Origin of the sequence: Microbacterium pumilum, assembly GCF_039530225.1 — a bacterium.
GTDB classification, from domain to species: Bacteria; Actinomycetota; Actinomycetes; order Actinomycetales; family Microbacteriaceae; genus Microbacterium; species Microbacterium pumilum.
Window position 1 is genome coordinate 3,123,706 of the sequence record NZ_BAAAOH010000001.1, and the last position, 24,350, is coordinate 3,148,055.

At 68.6% G+C, this 24,350-nt stretch carries 27 protein-coding genes; 7 read left to right on the forward strand and 20 right to left on the reverse strand.

What is annotated here, in order from left to right; genetic code table 11:
- Positions 1 to 481 precede the first annotated feature (481 nt).
- The 4 genes from ABD188_RS14030 (at position 482) to ABD188_RS14045 (ending at position 4,088) form a co-directional block, all read left to right on the forward strand.
- On the forward strand, positions 482 to 736 hold the full coding sequence (locus tag ABD188_RS14030; RefSeq protein ID WP_344063468.1) for a hypothetical protein: 255 nt from the start codon (positions 482 to 484) through the stop codon (positions 734 to 736).
- An 80-nt stretch (positions 737 to 816) separates the two neighbouring features.
- Complete coding sequence (locus ABD188_RS14035; RefSeq protein WP_344063471.1) at positions 817 to 1,902, forward strand: GNAT family N-acetyltransferase; 1,086 nt, start codon at positions 817 to 819, stop codon at positions 1,900 to 1,902.
- The gene (locus tag ABD188_RS14040) at positions 1,895 to 2,995 is read left to right on the forward strand and encodes a GNAT family N-acetyltransferase (protein ID WP_344063473.1); all 1,101 of its coding nucleotides are present in this window, start codon (positions 1,895 to 1,897) and stop codon (positions 2,993 to 2,995) included. The genes ABD188_RS14035 and ABD188_RS14040 overlap by 8 nt, the downstream gene beginning before the upstream one ends.
- A 1-nt stretch (position 2,996) precedes the next feature.
- Complete coding sequence (locus tag ABD188_RS14045) at positions 2,997 to 4,088, forward strand: GNAT family N-acetyltransferase (protein WP_344067119.1); 1,092 nt, start codon at positions 2,997 to 2,999, stop codon at positions 4,086 to 4,088.
- On the opposite strand, the gene mutM is transcribed toward ABD188_RS14045, so the two are convergent.
- The 6 genes from mutM to ABD188_RS14075 all read right to left on the reverse strand — a co-directional run bounded on the left by mutM (position 4,078) and on the right by ABD188_RS14075 (position 9,246).
- The gene (gene mutM / locus ABD188_RS14050) at positions 4,078 to 5,010 is read right to left on the reverse strand and encodes a bifunctional DNA-formamidopyrimidine glycosylase/DNA-(apurinic or apyrimidinic site) lyase (protein ID WP_344063476.1); all 933 of its coding nucleotides are present in this window, start codon (positions 5,008 to 5,010) and stop codon (positions 4,078 to 4,080) included. The genes ABD188_RS14045 and mutM overlap by 11 nt on opposite strands.
- On the reverse strand, positions 5,003 to 5,704 hold the full coding sequence (rnc, locus tag ABD188_RS14055; RefSeq protein WP_344063479.1) for a ribonuclease III: 702 nt from the start codon (positions 5,702 to 5,704) through the stop codon (positions 5,003 to 5,005). Before rnc ends, mutM begins: the two co-directional genes overlap by 8 nt.
- A 19-nt stretch (positions 5,705 to 5,723) precedes the next feature.
- Positions 5,724 to 5,933: a 50S ribosomal protein L32 gene (gene rpmF, locus ABD188_RS14060; RefSeq protein ID WP_028495421.1), complete on the reverse strand. Its 210-nt coding sequence runs from the start codon at positions 5,931 to 5,933 to the stop codon at positions 5,724 to 5,726.
- 2 nt (positions 5,934 to 5,935) lie between these two features.
- Positions 5,936 to 6,448 carry a YceD family protein gene (locus ABD188_RS14065; protein ID WP_344067122.1) on the reverse strand — a complete coding sequence of 171 codons (513 nt, stop codon included), beginning with the start codon at positions 6,446 to 6,448 and terminating at the stop codon, positions 5,936 to 5,938.
- A 108-nt stretch (positions 6,449 to 6,556) separates the two neighbouring features.
- Entirely contained in the window at positions 6,557 to 7,048 is a 492-nt protein-coding gene (gene coaD, locus ABD188_RS14070) for a pantetheine-phosphate adenylyltransferase (protein ID WP_344063482.1), read from the reverse strand.
- Positions 7,049 to 7,083: 35 nt separating this feature from the next.
- Positions 7,084 to 9,246 (reverse strand): ATP-dependent DNA helicase RecG, encoded by a 2,163-nt coding sequence (locus tag ABD188_RS14075; protein ID WP_344063485.1) that lies wholly within the window; start codon positions 9,244 to 9,246, stop codon positions 7,084 to 7,086.
- 87 nt (positions 9,247 to 9,333) lie between these two features.
- Between ABD188_RS14075 and ABD188_RS14080 the strand changes: the two genes are divergently transcribed.
- Positions 9,334 to 9,918, forward strand: a complete 585-nt coding sequence (locus tag ABD188_RS14080) for a 1-acyl-sn-glycerol-3-phosphate acyltransferase (protein ID WP_344063487.1) — start codon at positions 9,334 to 9,336, stop codon at positions 9,916 to 9,918.
- Between the two features lie 25 nt (positions 9,919 to 9,943).
- A complete protein-coding gene (gene rsmD / locus ABD188_RS14085) occupies positions 9,944 to 10,519 on the forward strand; it encodes a 16S rRNA (guanine(966)-N(2))-methyltransferase RsmD (RefSeq protein ID WP_344063489.1) in 576 nt (191 codons plus the stop codon).
- On the opposite strand, the gene ABD188_RS14090 is transcribed toward rsmD, so the two are convergent.
- The 3 genes from ABD188_RS14090 to thiL all read right to left on the reverse strand — a co-directional run bounded on the left by ABD188_RS14090 (position 10,465) and on the right by thiL (position 12,168).
- Positions 10,465 to 10,698 (reverse strand): hypothetical protein, encoded by a 234-nt coding sequence (locus tag ABD188_RS14090; protein ID WP_344063492.1) that lies wholly within the window; start codon positions 10,696 to 10,698, stop codon positions 10,465 to 10,467. The genes rsmD and ABD188_RS14090 overlap by 55 nt on opposite strands.
- A gap of 102 nt (positions 10,699 to 10,800) precedes the next feature.
- Entirely contained in the window at positions 10,801 to 11,169 is a 369-nt protein-coding gene (locus tag ABD188_RS14095; RefSeq protein WP_344063495.1) for a YybH family protein, read from the reverse strand.
- Positions 11,170 to 11,178: 9 nt separating this feature from the next.
- On the reverse strand, positions 11,179 to 12,168 hold the full coding sequence (gene thiL / locus ABD188_RS14100; protein ID WP_344063497.1) for a thiamine-phosphate kinase: 990 nt from the start codon (positions 12,166 to 12,168) through the stop codon (positions 11,179 to 11,181).
- A gap of 22 nt (positions 12,169 to 12,190) precedes the next feature.
- Here thiL and ABD188_RS14105 point away from each other — a divergent pair, with 22 nt between their 5' ends.
- Complete coding sequence (locus tag ABD188_RS14105) at positions 12,191 to 12,658, forward strand: DUF3515 family protein (protein WP_344063500.1); 468 nt, start codon at positions 12,191 to 12,193, stop codon at positions 12,656 to 12,658.
- A gap of 23 nt (positions 12,659 to 12,681) precedes the next feature.
- On the opposite strand, the gene ABD188_RS14110 is transcribed toward ABD188_RS14105, so the two are convergent.
- The 11 genes from ABD188_RS14110 to ABD188_RS14160 all read right to left on the reverse strand — a co-directional run bounded on the left by ABD188_RS14110 (position 12,682) and on the right by ABD188_RS14160 (position 24,311).
- Positions 12,682 to 13,767, reverse strand: coding sequence for a D-alanine--D-alanine ligase family protein (locus ABD188_RS14110; protein WP_344063503.1), 1,086 nt, complete (start codon positions 13,765 to 13,767; stop codon positions 12,682 to 12,684).
- The gene (locus tag ABD188_RS14115) at positions 13,667 to 14,764 is read right to left on the reverse strand and encodes an NAD(P)H-dependent glycerol-3-phosphate dehydrogenase (protein ID WP_425561376.1); all 1,098 of its coding nucleotides are present in this window, start codon (positions 14,762 to 14,764) and stop codon (positions 13,667 to 13,669) included. Before ABD188_RS14115 ends, ABD188_RS14110 begins: the two co-directional genes overlap by 101 nt.
- 28 nt (positions 14,765 to 14,792) lie before the next feature.
- Positions 14,793 to 15,581: a lysophospholipid acyltransferase family protein gene (locus ABD188_RS14120; RefSeq protein ID WP_344063509.1), complete on the reverse strand. Its 789-nt coding sequence runs from the start codon at positions 15,579 to 15,581 to the stop codon at positions 14,793 to 14,795.
- A complete protein-coding gene (gene murA, locus ABD188_RS14125; protein ID WP_344063513.1) occupies positions 15,568 to 16,938 on the reverse strand; it encodes a UDP-N-acetylglucosamine 1-carboxyvinyltransferase in 1,371 nt (456 codons plus the stop codon). The genes ABD188_RS14120 and murA overlap by 14 nt, the downstream gene beginning before the upstream one ends.
- A 72-nt stretch (positions 16,939 to 17,010) precedes the next feature.
- Positions 17,011 to 17,607 (reverse strand): 3-isopropylmalate dehydratase small subunit, encoded by a 597-nt coding sequence (leuD, locus tag ABD188_RS14130; RefSeq protein ID WP_344063516.1) that lies wholly within the window; start codon positions 17,605 to 17,607, stop codon positions 17,011 to 17,013.
- 1 nt (position 17,608) lies between these two features.
- The gene (gene leuC / locus ABD188_RS14135; RefSeq protein ID WP_344063519.1) at positions 17,609 to 19,066 is read right to left on the reverse strand and encodes a 3-isopropylmalate dehydratase large subunit; all 1,458 of its coding nucleotides are present in this window, start codon (positions 19,064 to 19,066) and stop codon (positions 17,609 to 17,611) included.
- Positions 19,067 to 19,226: 160 nt separating this feature from the next.
- Positions 19,227 to 20,006, reverse strand: a complete 780-nt coding sequence (locus ABD188_RS14140) for a hypothetical protein (protein WP_344063522.1) — start codon at positions 20,004 to 20,006, stop codon at positions 19,227 to 19,229.
- 54 nt (positions 20,007 to 20,060) lie between these two features.
- Positions 20,061 to 21,086, reverse strand: coding sequence for a TerC family protein (locus ABD188_RS14145; RefSeq protein ID WP_344063525.1), 1,026 nt, complete (start codon positions 21,084 to 21,086; stop codon positions 20,061 to 20,063).
- Positions 21,087 to 21,285: 199 nt separating this feature from the next.
- Positions 21,286 to 21,945: a class F sortase gene (locus tag ABD188_RS14150; protein ID WP_344063527.1), complete on the reverse strand. Its 660-nt coding sequence runs from the start codon at positions 21,943 to 21,945 to the stop codon at positions 21,286 to 21,288.
- Between the two features lie 34 nt (positions 21,946 to 21,979).
- Positions 21,980 to 22,822, reverse strand: a complete 843-nt coding sequence (locus tag ABD188_RS14155; protein WP_344063529.1) for a DUF4397 domain-containing protein — start codon at positions 22,820 to 22,822, stop codon at positions 21,980 to 21,982.
- Between the two features lie 25 nt (positions 22,823 to 22,847).
- A complete protein-coding gene (locus ABD188_RS14160) occupies positions 22,848 to 24,311 on the reverse strand; it encodes a hypothetical protein (RefSeq protein ID WP_344063531.1) in 1,464 nt (487 codons plus the stop codon).
- Between the last annotated feature and the right edge of the window lie 39 nt (positions 24,312 to 24,350).

Here is a 24,350-nt window from a genome sequence, read left to right on the forward strand (position 1 = left end):
CCGCCATACGCTACCGGAACGACCCCCGTCTTCTGCGCAGGCGAGCCGGGACGAACGGATGCCGCGACACGCCCGTCGTCACCCGAATCTGCGAGAACGCTTGACATCCGCCCGCCGACCGCGCTAGCGTCACTCTCCGCGTCCCGAAGTTGAGAGGAGGTCCCCCGATGATGCACATGAACCCCACTGGAATCACCACACCAGATGGCGGCGTTGCGCGTGCGTTCGCTCTGGGGACCGGCTCCTTCGGCGCCTGCCAGAACAGCCGCGCTCACACCGCCATCTGACCCCCGCACAGGAGGACTCCGCCCACCATCGGGCGATCCTTCGAAGCGCCGCCTCGATCCGAGGCATCCGCTCTCCCGTGCGACTCCGTCCCCCCGCCGTGCTGCGGCACGACAACCCCCTGCCGGCATCCATCCGGATCCGGCGTCCGACCCATCCGGGCTCGGGCACCACCCTCCCTCGAAAGAGAACCATCATGAGTACACTCCTTGCGCCGCAGCGCCCATCGGGCATCCCCGATACGCAGCGGCTCACGAGCCGCCCTCCGCACACGTCGCTCCTTGACCGCATCGCGCTCCACATCGGACTGCGACTGCTCATCTGGAGCACCAGGAGCCCTCGGCTCACGCTCGACCGCGAAGAGCACTCGCGGTCCTACCGCACTCACACGGCTCGCGCCGCTCGTGAGCACGGATACACCCGCGAGGCTCTCCTCGCACCCCGGCTGTGACGGCCGCCCGGGGTCCGTCGACCGACATCCGGTCGACGGACCCCACCCCGAACATGTACGACTCATCCCAAGGACGCATCATGAGCGACACCCTCACCCAGATCGAATTCCGCCCCCTCGTCATCCCCGAATCCGTCGACGCCGAGAATGCGGCCGACTTCCGCGAGATGGTGCGGGTGCGCAACCTCGTCTACCGAGAGATCTCCGGCCATGACGACGGCTCGGTGCCCGCCGACGAGCTGCTGCCCAACCTCAAGCCCGACGAGTACCGTGTGCTGTTCGCGTGGGTCGTCGTCGACAGCGGCCGGATCGTCGGTCGTGCGATGGTGGAGCTGCCCAACGAGAAGGACTCGAAGGTCGCCTTCTGGCGCGTCGAGCTGCTGCGCGAAGTGTGGGGCCGAGGCATCGGCTCGGCGGCATACGCGCTCATCGAGAACACCGCTCGCGAGCACGGCCGCACGATCCTCCAGTCGTGGGCCGAGCATCCCGCAGCCGAAGGCCCTCGCATCGCGCCACCGACCGGCTTCGGCGAGATCCCCGAGGATCACGCCGCTCGGTTCTTCGAGCACCACGGTTTCTCGCTCGAGCAGGTCGAGCGCAACAGCGTGTTCGACCTCGCCGGCTCGTTCGACGACGTCGCCCGGCTGCTCGCCGAGGCGGAGGCGGCTTCGGCCGACTACCGCGTCGTGCAGTGGTCTCCCCCGACGCCGCCCCAGTTCGTGAGCGGCTACGCCTGGATGAAGTCGCGCATGATCACGGATGCGCCGGCAGCCGACCTCCAGTTCGACGAGGAGGTGTGGGATGCCGAGCGTCTTGCGCAGCACGATGCGAGGTACACCGACGTCGGAAGGCTCATGCAGGTCACCGCGGCTCAGCACATCGCGACAGGCGAGCTCGTCGCATTCAACGAGCTGGTTATCGGCAAGGACCGCACCGAGGCGACCCAGCAGGAGGACACGCTCGTGCTCAAGGAGCACCGCGGGCACAAGCTGGGAACTCTCGTCAAGTGCGCGGGTCTGCTCTCGTGGCGCGAGATCGCTCCGCAGTCACCCCGTGTGGTGACGTACAACGCCGAGGAGAATCGGCCCATGCTCGACATCAACGAAGCCATCGGCTTCGTGCCGATCGCTTACGAAGGTGCGTGGAAGAAGGTGCTCGATGACTGACACGAAGGATGCCGGCATCCTCACGATCTCGCCGCTGCGCGTACCGGAATCGCTGGATGCTCCCGACGCCGGGCGGTTCCTCGACCTGGTGCGACTCGCCAACGCGCTGTGCCTGGCGGATGCCGGACACGACTACCTGCACGAGGAGCCCGAAGAGGCGCTCGGCTTCTGGCAGGACCAGGCCGACTGGATCCAGCTCGGCTTCCTGGCCGAGCGTGACGGGATCGTCGTCGGGGCCGTCAAGATCATGATCGCCCGCGAAGAGGGGACCACGACGCTCGAGTTCGATCTCATGCCCGACCCCACCCGCTGGGGCGAGGGCATCGAGGACGCGCTGCTCGCCGAAGTCGAGCGCGAAGCGCGTGAGCGCGGGATCACCACGATCCAGACGTGGACGCTGCATCGACCGACGACTCCCGGACCGAGGCTCGCACCGCCGACCGGGTGGGGGTCGATTCCCGCCGAAGACCGGCAGACGCGATTCCAGCTCGACAACGGCTTCACTTTCGAGCAGGTCGAGCGCAACAGCGTGTTCGACCTCACGGGTGACTTCGCACCGGTGGAGAGGATGCTGGCCGACGCGGTTCAGGTGGCCGGAGACGAGTACCGCACGGTGATGTGGACCTCGCCGACGCCACCGGACTACCTCGACAGCTTCGCGTATGTGATCTCGCGAATGTCGACGGATGCGCCCACGGGCGGAATGGTCGTCGAGGAGCAGCACTGGGATGCCGCACGCGTCCAGCGACGTGACGCCCGGCACAGGGCTCAGGGTCTGACCGTGTCGGTCGCCGCGGTCGAGCACGTGCCGACCGGCACGATCGCGGCGTACAACGAGCTGGTCATCGCCGACGACCACACCGGCGCGACACAGCAGTACGGCACTCTCGTGCTGAAGGAGCACCGAGGCCGCCGTCTCGGCACGATCGTGAAGTGCGCGAACCTCCTGCGCTGGCACGAGCTCGTGCCCGAGTCACCGCGTGTCTCGACTTTCAACGCCGAGGAGAACCGCCACATGCTCGACATCAACGAGGCCGTCGGCTTCGTGCCGGCGTCGTACGCAGGCGCATGGAAGAAGGTGCTCGGTGACTGAGATGACGGATGTCGCGACCCTGACCGTGGAGCGGATCCCAGTGCCGTCGTCGGTGGATGCCCCCGATGCCGGCGCGTTCCTCGCGATGGTGGCGATCGGCAATGCGCTGTGCCGCCACGACACCGGGCACGACTACTTCGACCAGACCGCCGAGGAGCAGCTGCCGTCGTGGCACGACCAGACGGATCGCCTGCAGATCGGCTTCACCGCGCAGCGCGACGGTGTGTCCGTCGGGGCCGCGACCATGATGGTGCCGCTCGAGGATGGCGCCACCTCCCTCGAGTGCGACATCATGCCCGACCCCGACCACTGGGGAGAGGGCGTCGAGGAAGCCCTGCTCGAGGCGATCGAGAAAGAGGCACGCGCGCTCGGGCGCTCGGTCGTGCAGACCTGGACGCTGCACCGGCCCGACGCCGTGGGCGAGCGTCTGGCGTCGCCCACGGGCTTCGGGTCGATTCCGGCGGAGGACAGGCAGACCCGGTTCATGCTCCGAAACGGCTACTCGTTCGAGCAGGCCGAGCGCAACAGCGTGTTCGACCTCACAGGCTCTTTCGATGTCGTGGAGCGGATGCTCGCCGAGGCGCTCGAGGTCGCGGGGCCGGACTACCGGGTCGTCAACTGGCTCGCGCCGACGCCCGACGAGTACAAGGAGGGCTTCGCGTACGTGATCTCGCGGATGTCGACCGACGTACCGACCGGCGAGATTGTGTGGACCGAAGAGAAATGGGATGCCGCTCGCGTCGAGCGCCGCGACATGCGTCTGCTCGAAGGCGGTCACACGGTCTCGGTGGTGTGCGTGGAGCACGTTCCGTCTGGTCGCATCAGTGCGTACAACGAGCTCGTGATCGCCGCAGATCACACCGCCGCGACGCACCAGTGGGGCACGCTCGTGCTCAAGGAGCACCGCGGGCGGCGGCTCGGGGCGATCGTCAAGTGCGCGAACCTCATCCGCTGGCGCGAGCTCATGCCGCACTCGCCGCGCGTCTCGACCTTCAACGCCGAAGAGAATCGCCACATGCTCGACATCAACGAGGCGATCGGCTTCGTACCGGCCTCGTACGCGGGCGCGTGGAAGAAGGTCCTCAGCGCGTGATGCGCGGTGCCCGCTGACAGTGCGGGCAGTAGTGGCTCGACCGGTTCGTGAACGACACCCTGACGATGGGGCGTCCGCACCGCGGGCAGGGCTGACCGGTGCGGCCATAGGCGTTCAGCGAATGTGCGAAGTATCCGGCCTGGCCGTTGACGTTCACGTACTGGGCGTCGAAGCTGGTGCCCCCCTCAGCCAGCGCCTTCTCGAGCACGGCACGCACCTCGGTGAGCAGCCGGTTCACGGCACGCGTGGACAGCACACGCGCCGTCACCTCGGGATGGATGCGGGCAGCCCACAGCGCTTCATCGGCGTAGATGTTGCCGATGCCGCTCACCTCGCTCTGGTCGAGCAGCACTCGTTTGATCGCGGAGTCCTTGCGCGCGAGCGACGCACGGAATCCGGCATCCCGGAAGGCCGGATCCAGCGGATCGCGGGCGATGTGAGCCACCTGCGCCGGAACCGTGGCTTCTGTCGTGCCATATCCGCCAGGCGCGGCATCCGCTGCCGGCACGAGCGGATCGAGAGCGAGCGAGCCGAACGTGCGCTGATCGGCGAAGACGACCGTCAGCTCGCCATGGTCGGGGTGATGGATGTCGAGCCGCACGCGTTCGTGGCGCTCGGGCGGCGCGCCAGGAGCGCGGAGGAGGATCTGCCCGCTCATTCCGAGGTGGGCGACGACCGCTTCGACGGGTGCCGCCTCATGCTGTGCGACGAGGGCGTCGGCGACGGGAAACCACAGGAACTTCCCGCGGCGCGCGGCGCCGACGATGCGGCGACCGGTGAGGGCCGCTTCGAAATGCGCGCCGTCGCCTCTATGACGAGTCAGCGCACGCTCGTCGAGGACGGTCACGCCCAGCACCGTCGCGCCCGTGAGTGCGGGAGCGAGGCCGGCGCGCACGACTTCGACCTCGGGCAGCTCAGGCACGGTCGCTGAGCTCGTGCCATGCGCGCAGGGCGGCAGCCATCTCGGCCTGCTTCTTGCTGGTCCCGGTGCCCTCGGTCGTGACGACGCCGACCTGCACGGTCGCGACGAAAGTGCGGTCGTGATCGGGTCCGGTCGCCGTGACCGCGTAGACCGGCGGCGGGGCGCCGAGCCGCGCCGCCAGTTCCTGAAGGCTGGTCTTCGGGTCGATCGCGGCGCCGTAGCGGTCGGGGTCGTCGAGGAGCGGATCGACCAGGCGCAGCACGAGCGCCGCGGCCGCATCGGCTCCGACCGAGATGTACGTCGCGCCGAACACGGCTTCCATCGTGTCGGCGAGGATCGAGTCCTTCTCGCGACCGCCGCTGAGAGCTTCGCCGCGACCGAGTCGGACGTAGGCCCCCAGCCCGATCCCTCGCGCGATCTCAGCGAGCGCCACCGTCGAGACCACGCTTGCGCGACGTTTCGCGAGTGATCCCTCATCGAGATCCGGATGCCGCGTGAACAGCCGGACGGTGACCGCCTGGCCCAGGACCGAGTCGCCGAGGAACTCGAGGCGCTCGTTGTGCGGGGCCTGGCCGTGCTCGTATGCCCAGGAACGATGGGTCAGCGCCAACTCCAGAAGCTCGGAGTCGATGTCGACTCCGAGCTTCTGTGAGAGGTCGGCGAGCGCGCTGCGCCCGGCTGTGACGTCCGTCACGTCTGGCCCCAGAGGGCTATCAGACGTCGGCGACCTTGCGGCCCTTGTACTCGAGGAACAGCTCGGTGCCCTGCGAGTCGGTGACGACCTTCGCCTGGTGGGGGCGGCTGTAGACGACCTTGCCGTTCTCGACCGTGGTGGTCAGCGTGATGGGCGCCGCCTTCCACTGCGCGCGACGCGAACGGGTGTTGGAGCGGGAGACCTTCCGCTTCGGGGGGTTACCTGCCATGGCTAGCTCTCTTCTGTGTTCTCGCCGACTCGGCTGCGCGAGGCGCGCGGGGCTTCGTCGTCGTGGTCTGAGGTGTATTCCTGGAGCGCGGCCCATCGTGAATCCGGGGGCATACTCTGCTCTGCTCCGGTGCTCACGGCGCGCCGCTCGCCCGTAGCCGGATCGAGGCCGGGGCAATCCGGCTCGCACACCGGCTGAAACGGAAGCGCCAGGACGGTCGCATCCCTGACGAGAGTTTCAAGATCCACGTGGTCGTCTTGAACCTCGAAGTCAGTTGCTTCCTCTCCAGGATACGCGAAAAGCTCCTGAAACTCGACTTGGGCGCGCTCGGCGATGTCGTCGAGGCACCGCCCGCAGACTCCGGTGTACTCGGTGTCGATGGTTCCGGAGGCGAGGATCCCCTCGTGAACCGACTCGAGGCGCACGTCCACGAGGACCGGCTCGCCCTGCTGGACCGATACGAGGCCTTCGCCCCACTGTTCGGCGGCGGGCACCGCGAGCGACGTCTCACGCATCTCGCCTGGGTGCTGCACGATGTCACGCACGTTGATGCTGAAGGGCCCTGGCCTGCGTTTTCTCACGAGGGTCCATGCTACCCGTGCCCCGGTGCGCGAGGGCTGGACTCAGGCGGGGCCCACACCCAGGAAACGCGCGACGGCGGGCGGGACGAAGGGCGACACATCCCCGCCCAGCGACGCGACCTGACGCACCAATGAGCTGGAGACCAGCGCGTGCGCCGGGTCCGGCAGCAGGAAGACCGTCTCGACGTGAGCCAGGTGACGGTTGACGATCGCCATCGGGGTCTCGTAGGCCACATCGATCTGAGAGCGGATCCCTTTGACCAGCACGCCGGCTCCGACATCCGTCGCATAGTCGACCAGCAGCCCCACGCTCCACGACGCGACCACGACGTTTCCGTCGATGTCGCTCTCTGCGATGGACTGCTCGAGCAGCGCGAGCCGCTGCGCGATCGGGAGCATCGCCTCTTTGCCGGGGTTGTGGACCACGAGCACGTGGAGCTCGTCATAAAGGGATGCTGCGCGGCTGATGACATCGAGATGCCCGAGGGTCGGCGGGTCGAATGATCCGGGGACGACGGCGATCCGGCTGCTCATGCGGTCAGCCTAGCGGCGCCCTCTGCGACGCTGCGTCAACTCTTCGCCAGGGCCGCGCGCTCTTCCATGCCGACGCGCCGCTCGAGCGCCTCGGCGATGCCCGGATGCCGCGTCAACGCGGGATCCTCGGTGAGGAGCTGCTCGGCGGCGACGCGCGCCTCGGCGATCAGATCGGCATCCTTCACCACACGCAGGAGTCGAAGTGAAGACCTCGCCCCCGACTGCGCGTCGCCGAGCACATCGCCCTCACCGCGCAGCCCGAGATCGACCTCTGCCAGTTCGAAGCCGTCGAGCGTGGCGGCGACCGCATCGACGCGCTGCCGAGCGGGCGAGCCGGCGGGCGCCTCGGTCACGAGCAGGCAGAGTCCCGGCACCCCGCCTCGACCCACTCGGCCACGCAACTGGTGCAGCTGTGAGACGCCGAAGCGATCGGCTTCGAGGATCGCCATCGTCGATGCGTTCGGCACGTCGACGCCGACCTCGACGACCGTCGTCGCGACGAGCACATCGACCTCGCCGCGCGCGAACGCCTGCATGACGGCGTCCTTCTCGTCGGAAGGCATCCTGCCGTGCAGGATCTTGACGCGGATGTCGTCGAACGCGGGCAGCCGCGACAGCACGTCCGCGACCTGAACCACGCCCCAGCGCGAACGTGGCGCACCGCCCTCGACCGGGGCGACGGGTTCGTCGGCCGTGTCGTCCTTCGTCGCGGCGTCGGCGTCGATCGCGGCGCACACGACGAACGCCTGCCGCCCCTGCGCCACCTCTTCGGCGATCCGCTCCCACACCCGTGCGAACCAGCCGGGCCTCTCGTTGAGCGGGGCGACGAAGGTCTCGATGCCCGCGCGTCCCTCGGGCATCGTCCGGATCGTCGACACGTCGAGGTCGCCGAACACGGTCATGGCGACCGTGCGCGGGATGGGGGTCGCGGTGAGCACGAGGGCGTGCGGCGACGAGCCTTTCGCACGCAGCGCCTCACGCTGCTCGACCCCGAACCGGTGCTGCTCATCGACGACGACGAGCCCGAGATCCGCGAACGTCGTCGTGTCACTGAGGAGCGCATGCGTGCCGATGACGATCCGCGCCTGGCCGGATGCGGTGCGCAGCGCGGCCTTGCGCCGCTCGGCGGCGGTCATCTGGCCTGTCAGCAGCGTCGGCATGAGCTCGGGCGCCAGTTCAGGCCCGAGCATCCGGGCGATGGAGCGGACGTGCTGGCCGGCGAGCACTTCGGTAGGGGCGATGAGCGCCGACTGGCCGCCGCTCTCGGCGACCTGCAGCATCGCGCGCAGGGCGACGAGCGTCTTGCCCGAGCCGACTTCGCCCTGCACGAGCCGGTTCATCGGCCAGTCGCCCTCGAGGTCGCGCGCGATCTGGTCTCCGACTGAGATCTGGTCGGGTGTCCGCGCGAAGGGCAGCTCCGCGTCGAAACGGTCGAGCAGTGCGCCCGGCATGCGGCTGGTCGCCGCAAGCGCCCGCACGAAGGCGCGCTGCTGCAGGAGGGCGACCTGCAGCACGAACGCCTCGTGCATCCGAAGGGTCGCACGAGCCTGCTCGATCTGGTCTTCGAAGTCGGGTCGATGCATGCGCTCGAGGGCGGTACGGGCATCGAGCAGACCATGCCGCACGCGCAGGGGTTCGGGGAGCGGGTCTGGCACCGGGCCCAATCCGTCCAGCACCATCTCGACGATCTTCGTGAACTGCCAGCTGGCGATGGTGCTCGTCGCGGGATAGATCGGGATGGGCAGATTGGCGTTGGCCTCAGCCGTCAGCCGGGCCGTCTCTTCGTCGTCGAAGAGCTCGTAGTCGGGGTGCGCCAGCTGCTTCGCGCCGCGGTACTCCCCCACTTTGCCGGCGAAGATGCCCCGCCGCCCAGGACGGAGGTCCTTGACGCGCCACGTCTGGTTGAAGAACGTCAGCGACAGGTCGCCCTGGCCGTCGCTGATCACGATCTCGAGGATCGACCCCTTGCGGTTCTGCATCCTGCGCTCGTTGACGCGTTTGACCTCGGCGACGATCGTGACCGGCTCGCCGACCGGCAGCGAGGAGATGGGTGTCAGTTCGCCGCGTCGTGCGTAACGGCGTGGGTAATGCGCGAGCAGATCGCCCACCGTGCGCATGCCGAATGCGCGCTCGAGTGCCGACGCAGTCTTGCCGCCGACGGCGCCGTCCAGGCGCGACTCGAGGCGGAAAGTCGGCATGGCACGAGTCTATTCAGGGCGGAGGACGCCCCGCCTGGCGGGCGGCCGTTTCGCTCGGCATGCAGCGGCGTGGCGTACGGTGGCGTCATGGTGCGAAGGCTGCTCTCTCGGCTCTATTGGGCGTGCAGCCGATGGGCACTCGTCACCGAGGCGGCGCCGAGTCGGCCCGCGGTGCTGCTGGGGGCGCCGCACACGTCGAACTGGGACTTCGTGCTGATGCTCGGCATCGCCTGGCGCCTCGGCATCCCGGTGCGATGGCTCGGCAAAGCGAGCCTCTTCCGTGGGTGGCGAGGACCTGTCATGCGACGGCTGGGCGGCATCCCCGTCGATCGTGATGACGCGTCGCGCGTCGTCGCCGACGTCGTCGCACGGATCAGGGCGGGCGATGTCTTCGGGCTCGTCGTGACGCCCGACGGCACGCGCGGCAGGAGTCCGTATTGGAAGTCGGGCTTCTACCGCATCGCCCGCGAGGCAGGCATGCCCGTCACGCTGGGCTACGTCGACCGCACCACGATGACCACGGGTCTCGGACCCACGGTCGAGCTCACGGGCGACGTGCACGCCGACATGGAGGTCATCCGGGCGTTCTATGCCGACAAGGCGGGTCTGCGGCCCGAGCTGCGCACCGAGCCCCGCCTGCGTGACGAAGACCCCGCGCCCACCGCGGCGTAGTGGGACCCGCGGCTATCGTGGGCGTGTGACACGCATCATCGCCGGGCGCGCGGGATCCATCACGCTCGAGGTTCCCGATGCGGGCACGCGCCCGACCAGTGATCGCGTCCGCGAGTCGCTCTTCGGTGCGCTGGAGTCGGCCGACGCCCTCCGCGGCGCGGCGGTGCTCGACCTCTACGCGGGTTCGGGTGCGCTCGGCCTCGAAGCCGTCAGCCGTGGTGCGACGAGAGCAGATCTCGTCGAGAAGTCGTCGCGCGCGGCATCCGTCGCCGAACGCAACGCGACCCGCGTCGCGAGAGCCGTGGGGAGGGATGCCGCGATCGTCGTGCATCGCGTGTCGGCCGCGGCGTATCTGCACGCTCCACGCGGACCCTTCGATCTCGTGTTCCTCGACCCGCCGTACGACCTGCCCGAATCCGAGCTCACGCACGCCCTCGAACTGCTCGTGCCGGCACTTTCACCGCACGCGACCGTCATCGTGGAGCGGGCAGCGCGATCGCCCGAGCCGACGCTGCCGCCGGCGCTCATCGCAGATCGGTCGAAGCGCTACGGCGACACGACGCTCTGGTGGGTGGCGCCCGAAGCGGCGACTTCCGGCTGACCGCGGCGAGCGTCGCCGTTCCAGACATCCGGCCCGTCGAAGCCGACATCGCGCGTGATCGCGAGGTGTCCGTTCGCGGACACCTCGAACCGGAGCGTCGTCGCATCCTCGAGCATTCGGACCTCCATCGAGACCGAACCACCCTCGTCGATCGCGACGGAGGTGAAGCGCTTGCTCACCGAGTAGATCGCGTGGGGAGTGTCTCACTCACACGGCGGACGCGCGAACTCCGCGATCACGCTGCCGTGGCGCGCGCCAGCGAGGGCCGTCGACAGCGCGCGTCACGGCATCCGGCTCAGGTGCTCGTGCACGATGAGCCATCGGCCGTCGCGACGCTCGAGAACGTTCGTCCCGCGCCCCTCGCCCGAGGCCTCCCGGCCGTCCCACAGCCCACGCCAGGTGTATCGGAAGACGGCAGTGGCGGCATCCGGTGCATCTTGGACCCACTCGATGTCGTGGACCTCGTACACCTCGTCGACGATCTGTCGCCAGGTGCTCTCGAAGTAGATCCGGACCTCGGCGGGGGTGCGGCACGTGGCGTCTCCGAAGAAGTAGACGCAGTCGGCGGCGAGGAGCGGCTCGACTGCGTCGAAATCATGCCGGTTCGTGGCCGTGACGTACTGGGCGAGGGCTAGGGCGGCGTTGTCCATGCCCGCAGGCTACCCGCCGTGCGCGTCCCAGTCGCGGTACGGATCCCACCCACCGGTGCCGGCGTGCGTGTGGCCGTCGACCAGCACCGCGTGCTCGCCGGCCGGCTCCACGCGACCGATGGGGTGGAACCCGACGGGGAGGACATCGGGACGGGCGAACGTCGCCAGGAGCGCGTGGTCTTCGCCGCCCGAGAGCGCGAACGCTGCATCCTCGCCGAGTGCCGGGCTGTCGATCCAGATCGAGACATCGGATGCGGCGGCCAGCCGCGACACGTCCAGTACGAGCCCGTCCGAGACATCCATCATCGCCGTCGCCCCCGCGGCCGCCGCGATGGGGCCGAGCTCGAGAGGCGGCCGCGGACGCAGCTGTGCCTCGAGATCGATCCGCTCGGCCGGGCTCAGCGTCGTGAGATCCGCGACGACCGGGTGGCCCGCGGCATCCCGGAAGCGATCGAACAGCAGCGCAAGGCCACGCGACGCGTGCCCCAGCGGTCCGGCGACGGCGAGGACATCGCCCGGACGAGCGCCGCTGCGCAACACGGGGGCTGCGCCGTCGAGCACCCCGAGTGCCGTGACAGCGATCGTGAGGGTGTCCGAGACGGTGAGGTCTCCGCCCTCGACGGCGCAGCCGGGCGCCAATGCTTCGCACGCCGCCCGCAGGCCGTCCGCGATGCCTTCGACGAATGACACCGGTGTGTCGTCGGGCATTGCGAGGGCGACCAGGAGGGCCGTCGGCCGAGCGCCCATCGCGGCGACGTCGGCGAGGTTGACGGCGGCCGCCTTCCAGCCGAGATCGAAGGCAGTCGACCACGCCAAGCGGAAGTCCGGACCGTGGACGAGCGTGTCGACGGTTGCGACCACCCTGCCGTCCGGGGCGGCGATCACGGCCGCGTCATCACCCGGTCCGACGAGAGCGGATGACGCGCCCAGCCGATCCAGGATCCGCCGCAGGATCGCGCCCTCACTCAGCTCGCCCACGGTCGGGTCGGACCCACTCATGGCCTCAGGTTAGCCTGGACGAGTGAGCCGATCCCGACGCCTGCTGGTCCTCGCGATCGCCGCGACAGCGGTCTTCGGAGTCACCGGCTGCGCGTCGACGGTCTCTCTCGAACCCGCGCCCGATTCCAACGACCCGGCGTGCGCCGAGGTCACCGTTCGCCTTCCGGGCGAGCTCGGCGGGCAATCCCGAAGGTGGACGGATGCTCAGGCCACCGGTGCGTGGGGCGATCCGGCCGCGGTGCTGCTCACATGCGGCGTCCAGCCGCCCGGTCCGTCGACGCTCCCCTGCCAGACGGTGAACGGCGTCGATTGGATCATCGACGACGCGGAGGCACCGCGCTACCGGGTGACGACGTTCGGACGGACGCCCGCAGTCGAGGTCTATCTCGACAACGAGGTGGTCTCGAGTGCCGACGTGCTGGATGCGCTCTCGGGGATCGTCGCAGTTCTGCCGACCGACGGCGCGGAGTGCAGCAGCCGCGCCGGCTGACTTCGACTCGCACCGCTGTCGGTTCAGCGCTCGAGCGCGGTGTCGATGAGCTCCGAGATGAGCTCGCCGTACGTCATTCCCGATGCGATCCAGCATTTCGGGAACATTGAGATCGGCGTGAAGCCCGGCATGGTGTTGAGTTCGTTGACGTACACACCGTCGGTCGTGAGGAAGAAGTCGACGCGTGCGAGGCCGCGCCCGTCGACAGCGTCGAAGGCACGCACGCCGAGCTCCTGTACCGCGGTGATCTGGTCGTCCGTCAGATCCGCCGGGCACACCACATCCGCCCCGTCGCCACCGAGGTACTTCCCCTCGAAGTCGTAGAACTCACGTGTCGTGAGGACGATCTCGCCCGGAAGCGAGGCGCGGGGTGCGGCGCCGCCTCGGCCCTCCAAGATCGCCACTTCGATCTCGCGGCCCGAGATCGCCTGCTCGATCAGCACCTTGTCGTCTTCGGCGAAGGCGAGCTCGAGGGCAGCCGCGAGCTCGGTCTCGTCGTGCACCTTCGACACCCCGACGCTGGACCCGGCCCGCGCAGGCTTCACGAAGACCGGTTCACCGAGGGCCGCGGCCTCCGCTCTCACACCCTCGGGATCGCGCTCCCAGCGCGCAGGCGTCACCGTCACCCACGGTGAGACCAGCACGCCTGCCGCCTGCAGCACGATCTTCATGAAGTGCTTGTCCATGCAGAGCGCCGAATCGAGCACCCCGCCCCCGGCGTACGCGAGGCCGAGCGTGTCGAAGAACCCCTGCACCGTCCCGTCTTCGCCGTGCACACCGTGCAGGATCGGCAGCACCACATCGACCGCTCCGAGGTCATCGACGGAGCCGTCGGCGCGCCGCACCCGCAGCGTCCGATCCGGCCCGGGTTCGGGCCACAGCACCCGCGTGCCGTTGTCGACCACCTCGGGCAGCCGGCTGGCGTCGAGCGCGAACTTGTCGGGATCGTCGTCCTCGAGGACGAACACGCCGTCACGCGTGATGCCGACCGGGATCACCCGGAAGCGATCACGATCGATTGCCCGAAGCACCCCGCCCGCCGTCGCGGAACTGATCGAGTGCTCGCTGGATCGACCGCCAAAGAGCACCGCCACCGCCGGCCTGTCCATTCTGCGTCCTCTCGCCCTGGGGGGTGTCGTCGTCTGTGGTCAGGTGGGGCGCGATGTCGCGCGGATTCATCGTGCCGTCGAGCACCATCTTGACCTGCTCGACGATGGGCATCTCGACGCCGACCTCGCGTGCGAGCTGCAGGATCGGCGTGACCGATGCGAGCCCCTCGGCTGTCTGCTGCATCTGCTTCACGACGTCCTGAAAACTGTAGCCCTGGCCGAGCAGGCGCCCCGCCGTGTTGTTGCGGCTGAGCGGCGACTGGCAGGTCGCGATGAGGTCGCCGAGTCCGGCGAGGCCTTGCAGCGTCTCGGGATGCGCACCGAACGCCACCGCGAAGTCCGTCATCTCGACGAGCCCGCGCGTGATGATCGACGCCTTGGTGTTCTCGCCATACCCCACGCCGTCGACGATGCCGATCGCGACGGCGATGAGGTTCTTGAGCACGCCGCCGAACTCGGTGCCGATGACGTCGGTGTTCACGAAGGTGCGGAAGTAGCGGTTGCGGGCACGTCGGGCGACGGCATCCGCCGGCTCCTGGCTCGTCGACGAGATGACCGCGGCGGTCGGCTGCTCACGCGCGATCTCGAGCGCGAGGTTCGGACCCGATGCCACGGCGATGCGCAGGGGATCGCAGTGCAGCTCCTGTTCGATGACCTGGCTCATGCGCAGGCCGGTGCGGCGCTCGACGCCCTTCATCAGTGACACGATCGGAGCGTCGGTGTTCGCCACCAGCGGTCTCACGGCCTTGAGGTTCTGGCGAACGGCCTGACTCGGGATCGACAGGTAGACCTGCTCAGCGCCGTCGAGCGCCTCGGACAGGTGGTGGGTGGCCGACATCTCCCGCGGGAGGTTGATGCCCGGCAGGTATTCGCTGTTGCGCTTGCCCTCGTGGATCTCGTTGGCGAGTTCGGGACGCCGAGCCCACATCGTGACGTTCGCGCCGCCGTCGGCCAGGATCTTGCCGAACGTCGTTCCCCAGCTGCCCGCGCCGATCACGGCGACACGTGGGCGTGAGGCATCCGATCTACGGCTCAAGACGACCCGTCTCTTTCTGGCCGTGATCGGCGGGGTTCCAGCGTTCTCCGGGGGCAGGCTCGTTGCGAAGCTGCGCGAGCAGCCCCGCGATGTCGCCCATGAGCACATCGGTCGCATTCACGAGCGCGGCGGGCTGGCTCTCGCCGGTGCGGAAGACCGTGATGTCGACGGGATCGCCGAAGATGACCTTCACGGGCCGGCGAAGCGGCCACAGCTTGAGCTTGCCGTAGCGCGGGAGCACGGCCTGCGCGCCCCACTGGGCCATCGGGATCAGCGGGATGTCGGCGGCCAGAGCAAGCCGCACTGCACCCGTCTTGCCCCTCATCGGCCACATCTCCGGGTCGCGGGTGAGGCTGCCCTCGGGGTAGACGATGACGCCGCGACCGTGGCGGACCAGGGTCTCGGAGGTCTCCAGCGTCAGGCGAGCGGATGCGGCCGACGACGAGCGGGCAACCGGCACCATCCCGGTGATCCGCAGGATCCAGCCCAGTACCGGCACGTGGAAGAGGCTCTCCTTGGCCATGAAGCGCGGCGGACGCCCGGCCTTCCACACCGCGAGAGCGACAGCGAGCGGGTCGGCCTCGGAGTAGTGGTTCGGCGCAAGGACGTATGCGCCTTCGCGAGGCAGCTTCTCGGCGCCCTCGATCTCGAGCTTGAAGAGCAGCGCGATGAGCGGTGCGATGAAGAACGCGAGGGGCCAGAAGACGCTCGGACGGCGCTTCTCGGTCCCTGCGCGCAGGCGCGGCGACGTTGCGGCCACCGTGCTACCCGATGACATCGAAGTCGGCGCCCAGGGTGTCGAGCTTCGTGAAGAGCTTCTCGTAGCCACGGCGGATGATGCCCACGTTGCGGACGATCGACTCGCCCTCGGCCGCGAGCGCCGCGATGACGTAGCTGTAGCCGCCGCGCAGATCGGGCACCACGACATCCGCTCCGTGCAGCGGAGTAGGCCCGGTGATGACCGCCGCCTGCTCCAGCGCGCGACGGGGCACGCGTCGATTCGGGCTGTCGATCCCCTGCGGGTGCACGACGATGTCGGCGCCCATCTGGACGAGCGCCTCGGTGAACCCGAGCCGGTTCTCGTACACCGTCTCGTGCACGACCGATCTGCCCTGCGCCTGGGTCAGTGCGACGATGAGCGGCTGCTGCCAGTCGGTCATGAACCCGGGGTGGACATCGGTCTCGACGACAACGGGCTTGAGGGGTCCGCCGCGACGGAACCTGATGCCGTCCTCGTGGATGTCGAAGGCCCCACCGGCCTTGCGGTAGACGTTGAGGAAGGTGAGCATCTCCTGCTGCTTGGCGCCGCCGACGAAGATGTCACCGTCGGTGGCGAGCGCAGCGCACGCCCACGAGGCGGCCTCGTTGCGGTCGAAGATGCAGCGGTGGTCGTACCCCTGGAGCGTGTCGACACCCTCGATCAGGATGACGCGATTCGGCTCGTACGAGATGATCGCGCCCATCTTCTGCAGCACGGCGATGAGATCCATGATCTCGGGCTCGATGGCGGCGTTGCGAAGCTCGGTGACGCCCTTCGCCTTGACCGCGGTCAGCAGCACCTGCTCGGTGGCGCCCACGCTCGGATACGGCAGCACGATGTCCGCGCCGTGCAGCCCGTTCGGAGCCGTGATGCGGATGCCTTCGTAGCTCTTGTCGACGATCGCCCCGAACGCGCGGAGCGCGTCCATGTGGAAGTTGATCGGCCGGTCCCCGATGCGGCAGCCGCCGAGGTCCGGAATGAGCGCCTCACCGAGCAGGTGCAGCAGCGGCCCGCAGAACAGGATCGGGATGCGGGATGCCCCGGCGTGCATGTCGATCTCTTCGAAGTGCGCCGACACGGCGCCGGACGGGTCGAAGATGAGCGTGCCCGGCTCGTCGCCGTCGTCCACGGTCACGCCGTGCACCTCGAGGAGGGACCTCACGACCTGCACGTCGCTGATGCCGGGGACGTCGCGCAGGATGCTCGTCGTCTCGCCGAGGAGCGCCGCCACCATCGCCTTGGTGGCGAGATTCTTGGCACCCTTGACCTCGACACGACCGGTGAGCGGCCTGCCGCCCCGAATCGCGAGGGTCTCTCCGGACACTTCCTTCTCTCCTGCCTTGGTATCGGCCGTAACGCTGAGAAGCGACTTCATCCGGTGGACCTCACTTGTGTCATAGAGGGGTGGCTGGCAGACCGCGCGCCCTGGTAGGGCGGTGGTCCTGACTTACGGGACAGGAAGCGTCCGCGGCCGCCATGCCTCACGGCGAGCCTCGAACTGCGCGATCTTATCCGCATTGCGCAGCGTGAGCCCGATGTCATCGAGCCCCTCGAGAAGCCGCCACCTAGTGTAATCATCGATGTCGAAAGCCACGTCCACGTCACCGACGCGGGCGCGTCGCGCTTCGAGGTCCACGGTCATAGAGATTCCGGGTGCCGCCTCGATCTCGGCCCAGATGGCCTCGATGTCCGGTTCGGAGACGACTCCGGTGAGCAGACCCTGCTTGCCGGCGTTGCCGCGGAAAATGTCCGCGAACCGGGGGCTCAGGACGACCTTGAAGCCGAAGTCGCGTAGCGCCCAGACGGCGTGCTCGCGGCTCGAGCCGGTGCCGAAGTCGGGCCCGGCGACGAGGATCGACGCGCCCGCGTAAGCGGGCTGGTTGATCACGAACTCGGGATCCTGACGCCAGCTGGCGAACAGCGCGTCCTCGAACCCTGTCTTGGTGACCCGCTTGAGGTAGACGGCGGGGATGATCTGGTCGGTGTCGACGGCCGAACGCTTGAGCGGCGCGGCGACGCCGGTGTGGGTGACGAACTTGTCCATGTCAGGCCTCCACCTCTACCAGCGCATCGAGATCGCTGGGGCTCGAGAGCGTGCCGCGCACCGCGGTGGCTGCGGCGACCAGCGGCGAGACGAGGTGCGTGCGCCCGCCCTTGCCCTGACGTCCTTCGAAGTTGCGGTTGGATGTCGACGCGCAGCGCTCCCCCGGGGCGAGCTGATCGGGATTCATGCCCAAGCACATCGAGCACCCGGCGAACCGCCACTCGGCGCCGAATTCCACGAACACCTTGTCGAGGCCCTCGGCCTCGGCCTCGAGGCGCACGCGAGCGGACCCCGGTACGACCATGACGCGTACGCCCTCGGCCTTGGTGCGGCCCTTCACGATCGACGCGAAGGCCCGCAGGTCCTCGATGCGGCTGTTGGTGCACGAGCCCATGAAGACCGCGTCGACGGCGACATCCTTCAGCGGAGTGCCGGCCCGCAGGTCCATGTACTCCAGCGCGCGCTGTGCGGCGGCGCGCTCGTTCGGATCGGCGAAGTCGTCGGGGGCAGGCACCACGTCCGACAGCGACACGCCCTGGCCGGGGTTGGTGCCCCACGTCACGAAGGGCTCGAGTTCGTTCGCGTCGAGGAACACCTCAGCGTCGTAGGCCGCGCCCTCGTCACTCGGAAGCGTGCGCCAGTACGCGACCGCCTCATCCCAGTCCTGGTCCCGGGGAGCGTGCGGGCGGCCCTTCAGATACGCGAACGTCGTCTCGTCGGGTGCGACCATGCCCGCCCGCGCACCGGCTTCGATCGACATGTTGCAGATCGTCATCCGCCCCTCCATCGAGAGCGATCGGATGGCGGAGCCACGGAACTCGAGCACATAGCCCTGGCCGCCGTTCGTGCCGATCTTGGCGATGACGGCGAGGATGATGTCCTTCGCCGTGACCCCGGGGCGCAGCGCGCCCTCGACCGTGATCGCCATGGTCTTGAACGGCTTCAGCGGCAGCGTCTGGGTGGCGAGCACGTGCTCGACCTCGCTCGTGCCGATCCCGAACGCCATCGCGCCGAACGCGCCGTGGGTGCTCGTGTGGCTGTCGCCGCACACCACCGTGATGCCGGGCATGGTGAGTCCGAGCTGCGGGCCGACGACGTGGACGATGCCCTGCTCCTTGTCGCCCAGCGAATGCAGGCGGACGCCGAACTCGGCGGCGTTGCGCCGCAGCGTCTCGATCTGGGTGCGGCTGGTGAGGTCGGCGATCGGCTTGTCGATGTCGAGCGTCGGCGTGTTGTGGTCTTCGGTGGCGATGGTCAGGTCGAGACGCCGTACCGGCCGGTGTTCGGCGCGAAGGCCGTCGAATGCCTGCGGGCTCGTGACCTCGTGGACGAGGTGCAGATCGATGTAGATGAGGTCGGGCTCGCCGTTCGCGCCCTTGACGACCAGATGGTCGTCCCAGACCTTCTCTGCCAGGGTGCGCGGATCATCGGGAATGACGGATGCGTCGGTACTGCTCATGTGTTCGTTCTCCTCGAAAGGGGGCTCTGCCCGCCGGGATGAGGCCCGCAACGAACTCCGCGACGAGGGAGGCCTAGAACGAGGTCTCGTCGCGGCTGCTAAGGAGAAGGCGAGCGATCCGCACCCGCCCACGTTACCACCCGCATCACCGCGCCGGCCGTCAGTCGCCCTCCGTCCCGAGGTACAGCCAGACCGAGACGACGTCGCCGCTGAGGATGAACCGCACCACAGTCCCCGTCGGCAGACCGTAGTGCCAGCGGTCTGTCGCGTGGATCGGGACGTCGTAGATCTGCACCACCGGATCCGCTCCCGGTGGCACGCATCCGGTGCCCAAGAGCCTCGAGGATGACCGCTCGAGTGCAAGCAGGCAGGTGTTTCCGACCGCGCTCTGGGCCGACCAGAGCTCGATGCCGCGATAGCGCTCATATGTCCGGAGCGTCGACTTGTCGATCAACTGGTCTCGCGCACGGTCGACCAGCGGATACACGTACGACCCGGGCCGGGTGTCGACGGCCGGCAGCGTCATGTCGGGGCGTGGCGAACCCAGGGCCACGAGCGCCGCGCCCAGCAGCACGACAGCGGCCATCGCCGCAGCGCCGAGGCCGAAGAGCCCGGCCTGCGAGCGTGCCAGAGAGCGCACCCGCGACGCCGCGCGATCGGAGGATTCAGGCGCCGCACCGGCCGTGGCCGGCGGGCTCGAGGATCGCTCCCGCTCGCCGCCGTTCGAATCGATGACGCTCGGCGGCGATGCCTGCTCCGGCGCGAACGATTCTTCCGGCACGCTGTTGACCCATGCCGCGTGCCACTCTTCGAGCTCGGCCAGACGTCCCAGCGCGTCCGGATCGCGTTCGATATCGGCGTCCGCCCCGTAGGCACGCGCACGCAACGCGGCGAGCTCGACTTCGAGCGCGTCATCCGACGGGACAGTCTCTGTCCCCATGACGGGATTATGACAGCGCCGGATGCTCCGGACAACGGCCGCGGACCCCGGCGATCAGGCGGTGTCCTTCTTGGCGACATCCGTGGCCGCGATCGCGGCTCGCTTGTCGCGAGCGGATGCCGCGAGGCTCGCGATCGTCGCAACTCCCATCGCCAGGATGATGACGGCGAGCGACATCCAGGTCGAGATCTCGGGTGCCCACTCGATCGGCTCGCCGCCGTTGATGAACGGCAGCTCGTTCACGTGCATCGCATGGAAGACCAGCTTGAGCCCGATGAAAGCCAGGATGAACGCGATGCCGTAGTGGAGGTAGCGCAGGCGATCCAGCAGATCGCCGAGCAGGAAGTACAGCTGCCTCAGACCCATCAGTGCGAAGAGGTTCGCGGTGAACACGATGAATGCGCTCTGCGTGATCCCGAAGATCGCCGGGATCGAGTCGATCGCGAAGAGCAGGTCGGTGACCCCGATGGCGGCGAAGACGATGACCATCGGCGTCCAGATCTTCTTGCCGTCCACGACGGTTCGCAGCTTGGCACCGTCGTAGTGATCGCTGATGTCGATCATGCGGCGCAGCATCCGAACGATGAAGTTCTCGCGCTGCACCTCTTCGTCATGGTCGCCACCGGGGAACGCCTGCCGGTAGGCGGTGAAGACGAGGAAGGCGCCGAAGATGTAGAACACCCAGCTGAACTGCTCGATGATCGCTGCGCCGAGCAGGATGAAGGCACCGCGCAGGATCAGGGCGATGATGATGCCCACCATCAGCACCTCCTGCTGGTACCGGCGGGGCACGGCGAACTGGCTCATGATCAGCACGAAGACGAAGAGGTTGTCGATCGACAGGCTGTACTCCGTGAGCCAGCCGGCGACGAACTGGCCCGCGTACTCAGGACCGGCGAAGATCCACATCAGGCCCGCGAAGATCAGGGCGAGCACCACGTAGAACACGACCCACAGGGTCGACTCCTTGGTCGACGGGATGTGCGGACGCTTGAGGATGAGCAGCAGATCGGCGACGAGGATGAGAGTCAGCACGACGAGCGAGCCGATCTCGAACCAGAGCGGAAGTTCGAGGTCCATGCGGGCCTTTCGGAGAAGGAGTGAGTACGACGAATCGTCGAAAGTCTCTCCCCCGCGGCATCCGGATCGGCCTGCTGCGGCACGCGCCCGGGGAAGCGTCGATGGCTCCCGTGATGACGGACACGCGATGACGGGATACTCCCCCTCGCTGATCCCACGATACAGGGCGGATACCGCGCCCCGCGCCCATCGGAGTTGCTCACTCCTCCAGCACGGCGAAGACGACGAGGTTGTCGGTGTAATGCCCGACCGCCGAGTCGAACGCTCCGGCGCACGTGATGAGGCGAAGCTCCGGCGCAGGCACAGGGCTGTAGACGTCGTCGGTGGGAAACGCCGACTTGGCCGACTGGGCGGATCCGGTGACGCGGAAGGTCAGCTCGACTCCGTCGGTCCGGGTGATGACGACCTCGTCCCCCGGTGCGAGTTCGCCCAGCCGCGCGAACACCGCGGGTGCGGTCGGCGAGTCGACGTGTCCTGCGATGATCGCGGGCCCGACCGCGCCGGGGACGACACCGCCGGCGTACCAGCCGGCGAGGTCGAAGTCGCGGGGGGCGTCCAGCTTCCCCTCGCCGTCGATCCCCAGACTCTCGAGGGTCGATGTCACGCCGATGCGCGGAATGCGGATGCCGGCAGGGTCCACTTCGGAGAGGACGGCCGCGGGCTTGCGCGGATTCTGCAACCCCCCGGCCGCGAGCGGACTCCCGGTCGGTGATGCGGTTGGAGTCGCACTCTCCTCAACGCCCCCTGCCCGGGCGGGCGGGCTCGCGCACGCTGTCAGCAGCGAACCGAGCAGGAAGGTCGCGAGCAGGAGCGCGGTCAGTGCACGTCTGCCGGGTGACTGCCGTCTCGTGGCGATCATCGCCGTCCCACTCCTTCGCGGTTCGGTGGCTCGGCTACAGCGCGAGATGCCAGCGATCGATCTGCGTCACGTGCGGCGTCGCGCCATGATCACGGGCGAGCCATCCGCCGCCGGTCTGAACGCCTCCGACGGGGACGACCGCCGCGGCCGCGCTGTCGAGGATGGGGAGGATCGTGAGTCCGCCGTCCGCCGTGTCGAGGACGAAGAGCGTGGTGACGCTTCCGGCCGCGACATCCACCTTCGCCTGATCCTCGACACCATCGCCGGTCAGATTCAGGGTCCACTCGCCTGCGGGAACCTCCGCATAGGGGGTTGCCGATCCGGCGCGAGCGTCCTCTGCGATGGGGACTCCGGTCGTCGTTGTGACATCGACCGTGGGCGTGATCGTGGATGCCTGGATGAGGCGGATCTTCGCGTTGCCGGCGCTGGGTGCTGCGAGGTCATCCGCGAACGACTGGAGTTGCAGATCCGCGCTGGGTCCATAGGCCGCGACGGTCGTCGCGGTGTCCGCGTCGACGCTCACCGTGCCCGAGATCGCAAGCTTCGTCCAGTCCCCAGATCCCGCGGCGATCATGCTGATCGCGTACTCGCCATCGGGCAGCGGAGTGTATGACGAAACGTCGCCGTAGCCGACGTCACTCAGTGAGAAGACGACGGTGCCTCCTCGCAGCGCTGACACGCGCACATCGACGGCCTTGGTATCGGGTGAGAAGTGTCCCAGGCGGAGCCAGCCGCCTTCGGCCTGCGCGGCAGTCACCACGGCAGCCGGTGTCGAGGTGGCGGCGGCGGCGACCGACGGAGCAGCAGCGACGGCGAGGCCGACGATCGCGGCCATTGCGACCATCGGACCGGCCCGGTGGAGTCGGGGAATTTTCATGAGGGTTCCTTTCGTGGGGGTGCGATCAGTCGAAGGACGCGTCGATCCAGAGGCCGTAGGTCAAGACGAGGCTCGAGTCGATCGCTTCGGCGTCGTCCGGCCCGAACTGTCCGCGGAGCCCGTCGAGGAGTGTGACCGCAGCCGCGGTCATCTTCGTTTCGCTCGCAAGAGCCGTACCGCCCACGTCTGTGATCGCAACCTGCCGGATCGGTCCGCCCTGCTCTCCCTCGATGGCGGGGAGTGCGGCAACGGTGACGTCGCCGCCCGCAGCCAGAGCGGCCAGCACGGTGACGATTCTCGTGTCGACCCGCCCAGCGCTGAGGAGGGCGCGATCGGTGTCCGAGATCCGCAGAGCGGGGTTCTCGGCGATTTCGGCACCGGCCCGAAGCCGGTCCGCCGCAACGAGGCGCTCGGCTGCGGAGGCGAGGGTCGCACCTTGGGCGACGACTCGGTGCACCTCGACGGTCCCGGCGCTCGTGCCGAACGAGGCCACGACGATGGAGTTCTGCACCGCCTGACGCGCGGATGACGAGACGGTCGAGGGCGGGACCGATCCGGCGACCGTGACGACGTAGTCGAGGCCGCGCCATCCGCTCGGCAGTGCGGCCTCGATCGCGGCGGCGGCGACCGATTCGTCGTAGCCGACCACGTCGACGCCGAGGGCACGGCCGTCCGCGATCCCCGCCGTCATGGCGTCGGGAACAAGCACTCGCTGTCCGCTGTCGACGTTGTCGATGATCCACGCCTGGGCGGCGCGCTCCGCCGCGCTGACGGATGACGACGCACGCCCGACGGGCTCGGAATGGCTCACATTCACGAGGATCACGCCGACGACGCCCGCGAGCACGACAAGAGCCGCAAGCACGGGTACGAACTGGAACAGTGTGGTTCGGTTCCGGGAGGCCCAGGCGCGCTGCTCGATCGGTTCGGGCGGCGTGGCGGCGCCACGCGGTGCGATGGAGGCCGAATAGCCGGCACCCAGGATGGATTCGGAGTGGCGGGCCGACACCGGCTGGGGAAGCGGCTTGACACTCGCGGGCGCAACCGGCTCCGGAATCGGCGTCGGTGTGGAGTTTGCAGGCGGCTTGGGGCCGGGCTTCGTCTTCGGAGCCTCTGCAGGAGGTGTTGTCGCGCGGACCGGCCTGGCCCGGTCCGTGGGGCGGCGGGCTGCGCCGCTGTTCTTCTTGCCGTGAACCGCCTTCTTCGCGGTGCCCGAAAGCTGCTTCGTGGCGGTCGGGGGCCTCTTCGCCCCCACCGCCTTCTTGGCTGCGGTGTGAGGTTTCGTCGCCCCGACCGCCTTCTTCGATGCGGGCGCGGACTTCTTCGCCCCTGCCGTCTTCTGCGGTGCGCGGGAATGCTGGCTCACCGCGGGTGACGGCGCACGGCTCGCCTTCTTGGCGCTGGGTGCGCGGTCGGTGGCTGATCTCGTCGAGACATCACGCGGCGCGCGCGCCGCGTTCGGCTCTGCGTCGAAAGGCTCTGAGCTCACATGGGTCATTCGGAGCGGACGAAAGATCGGATTGGATCC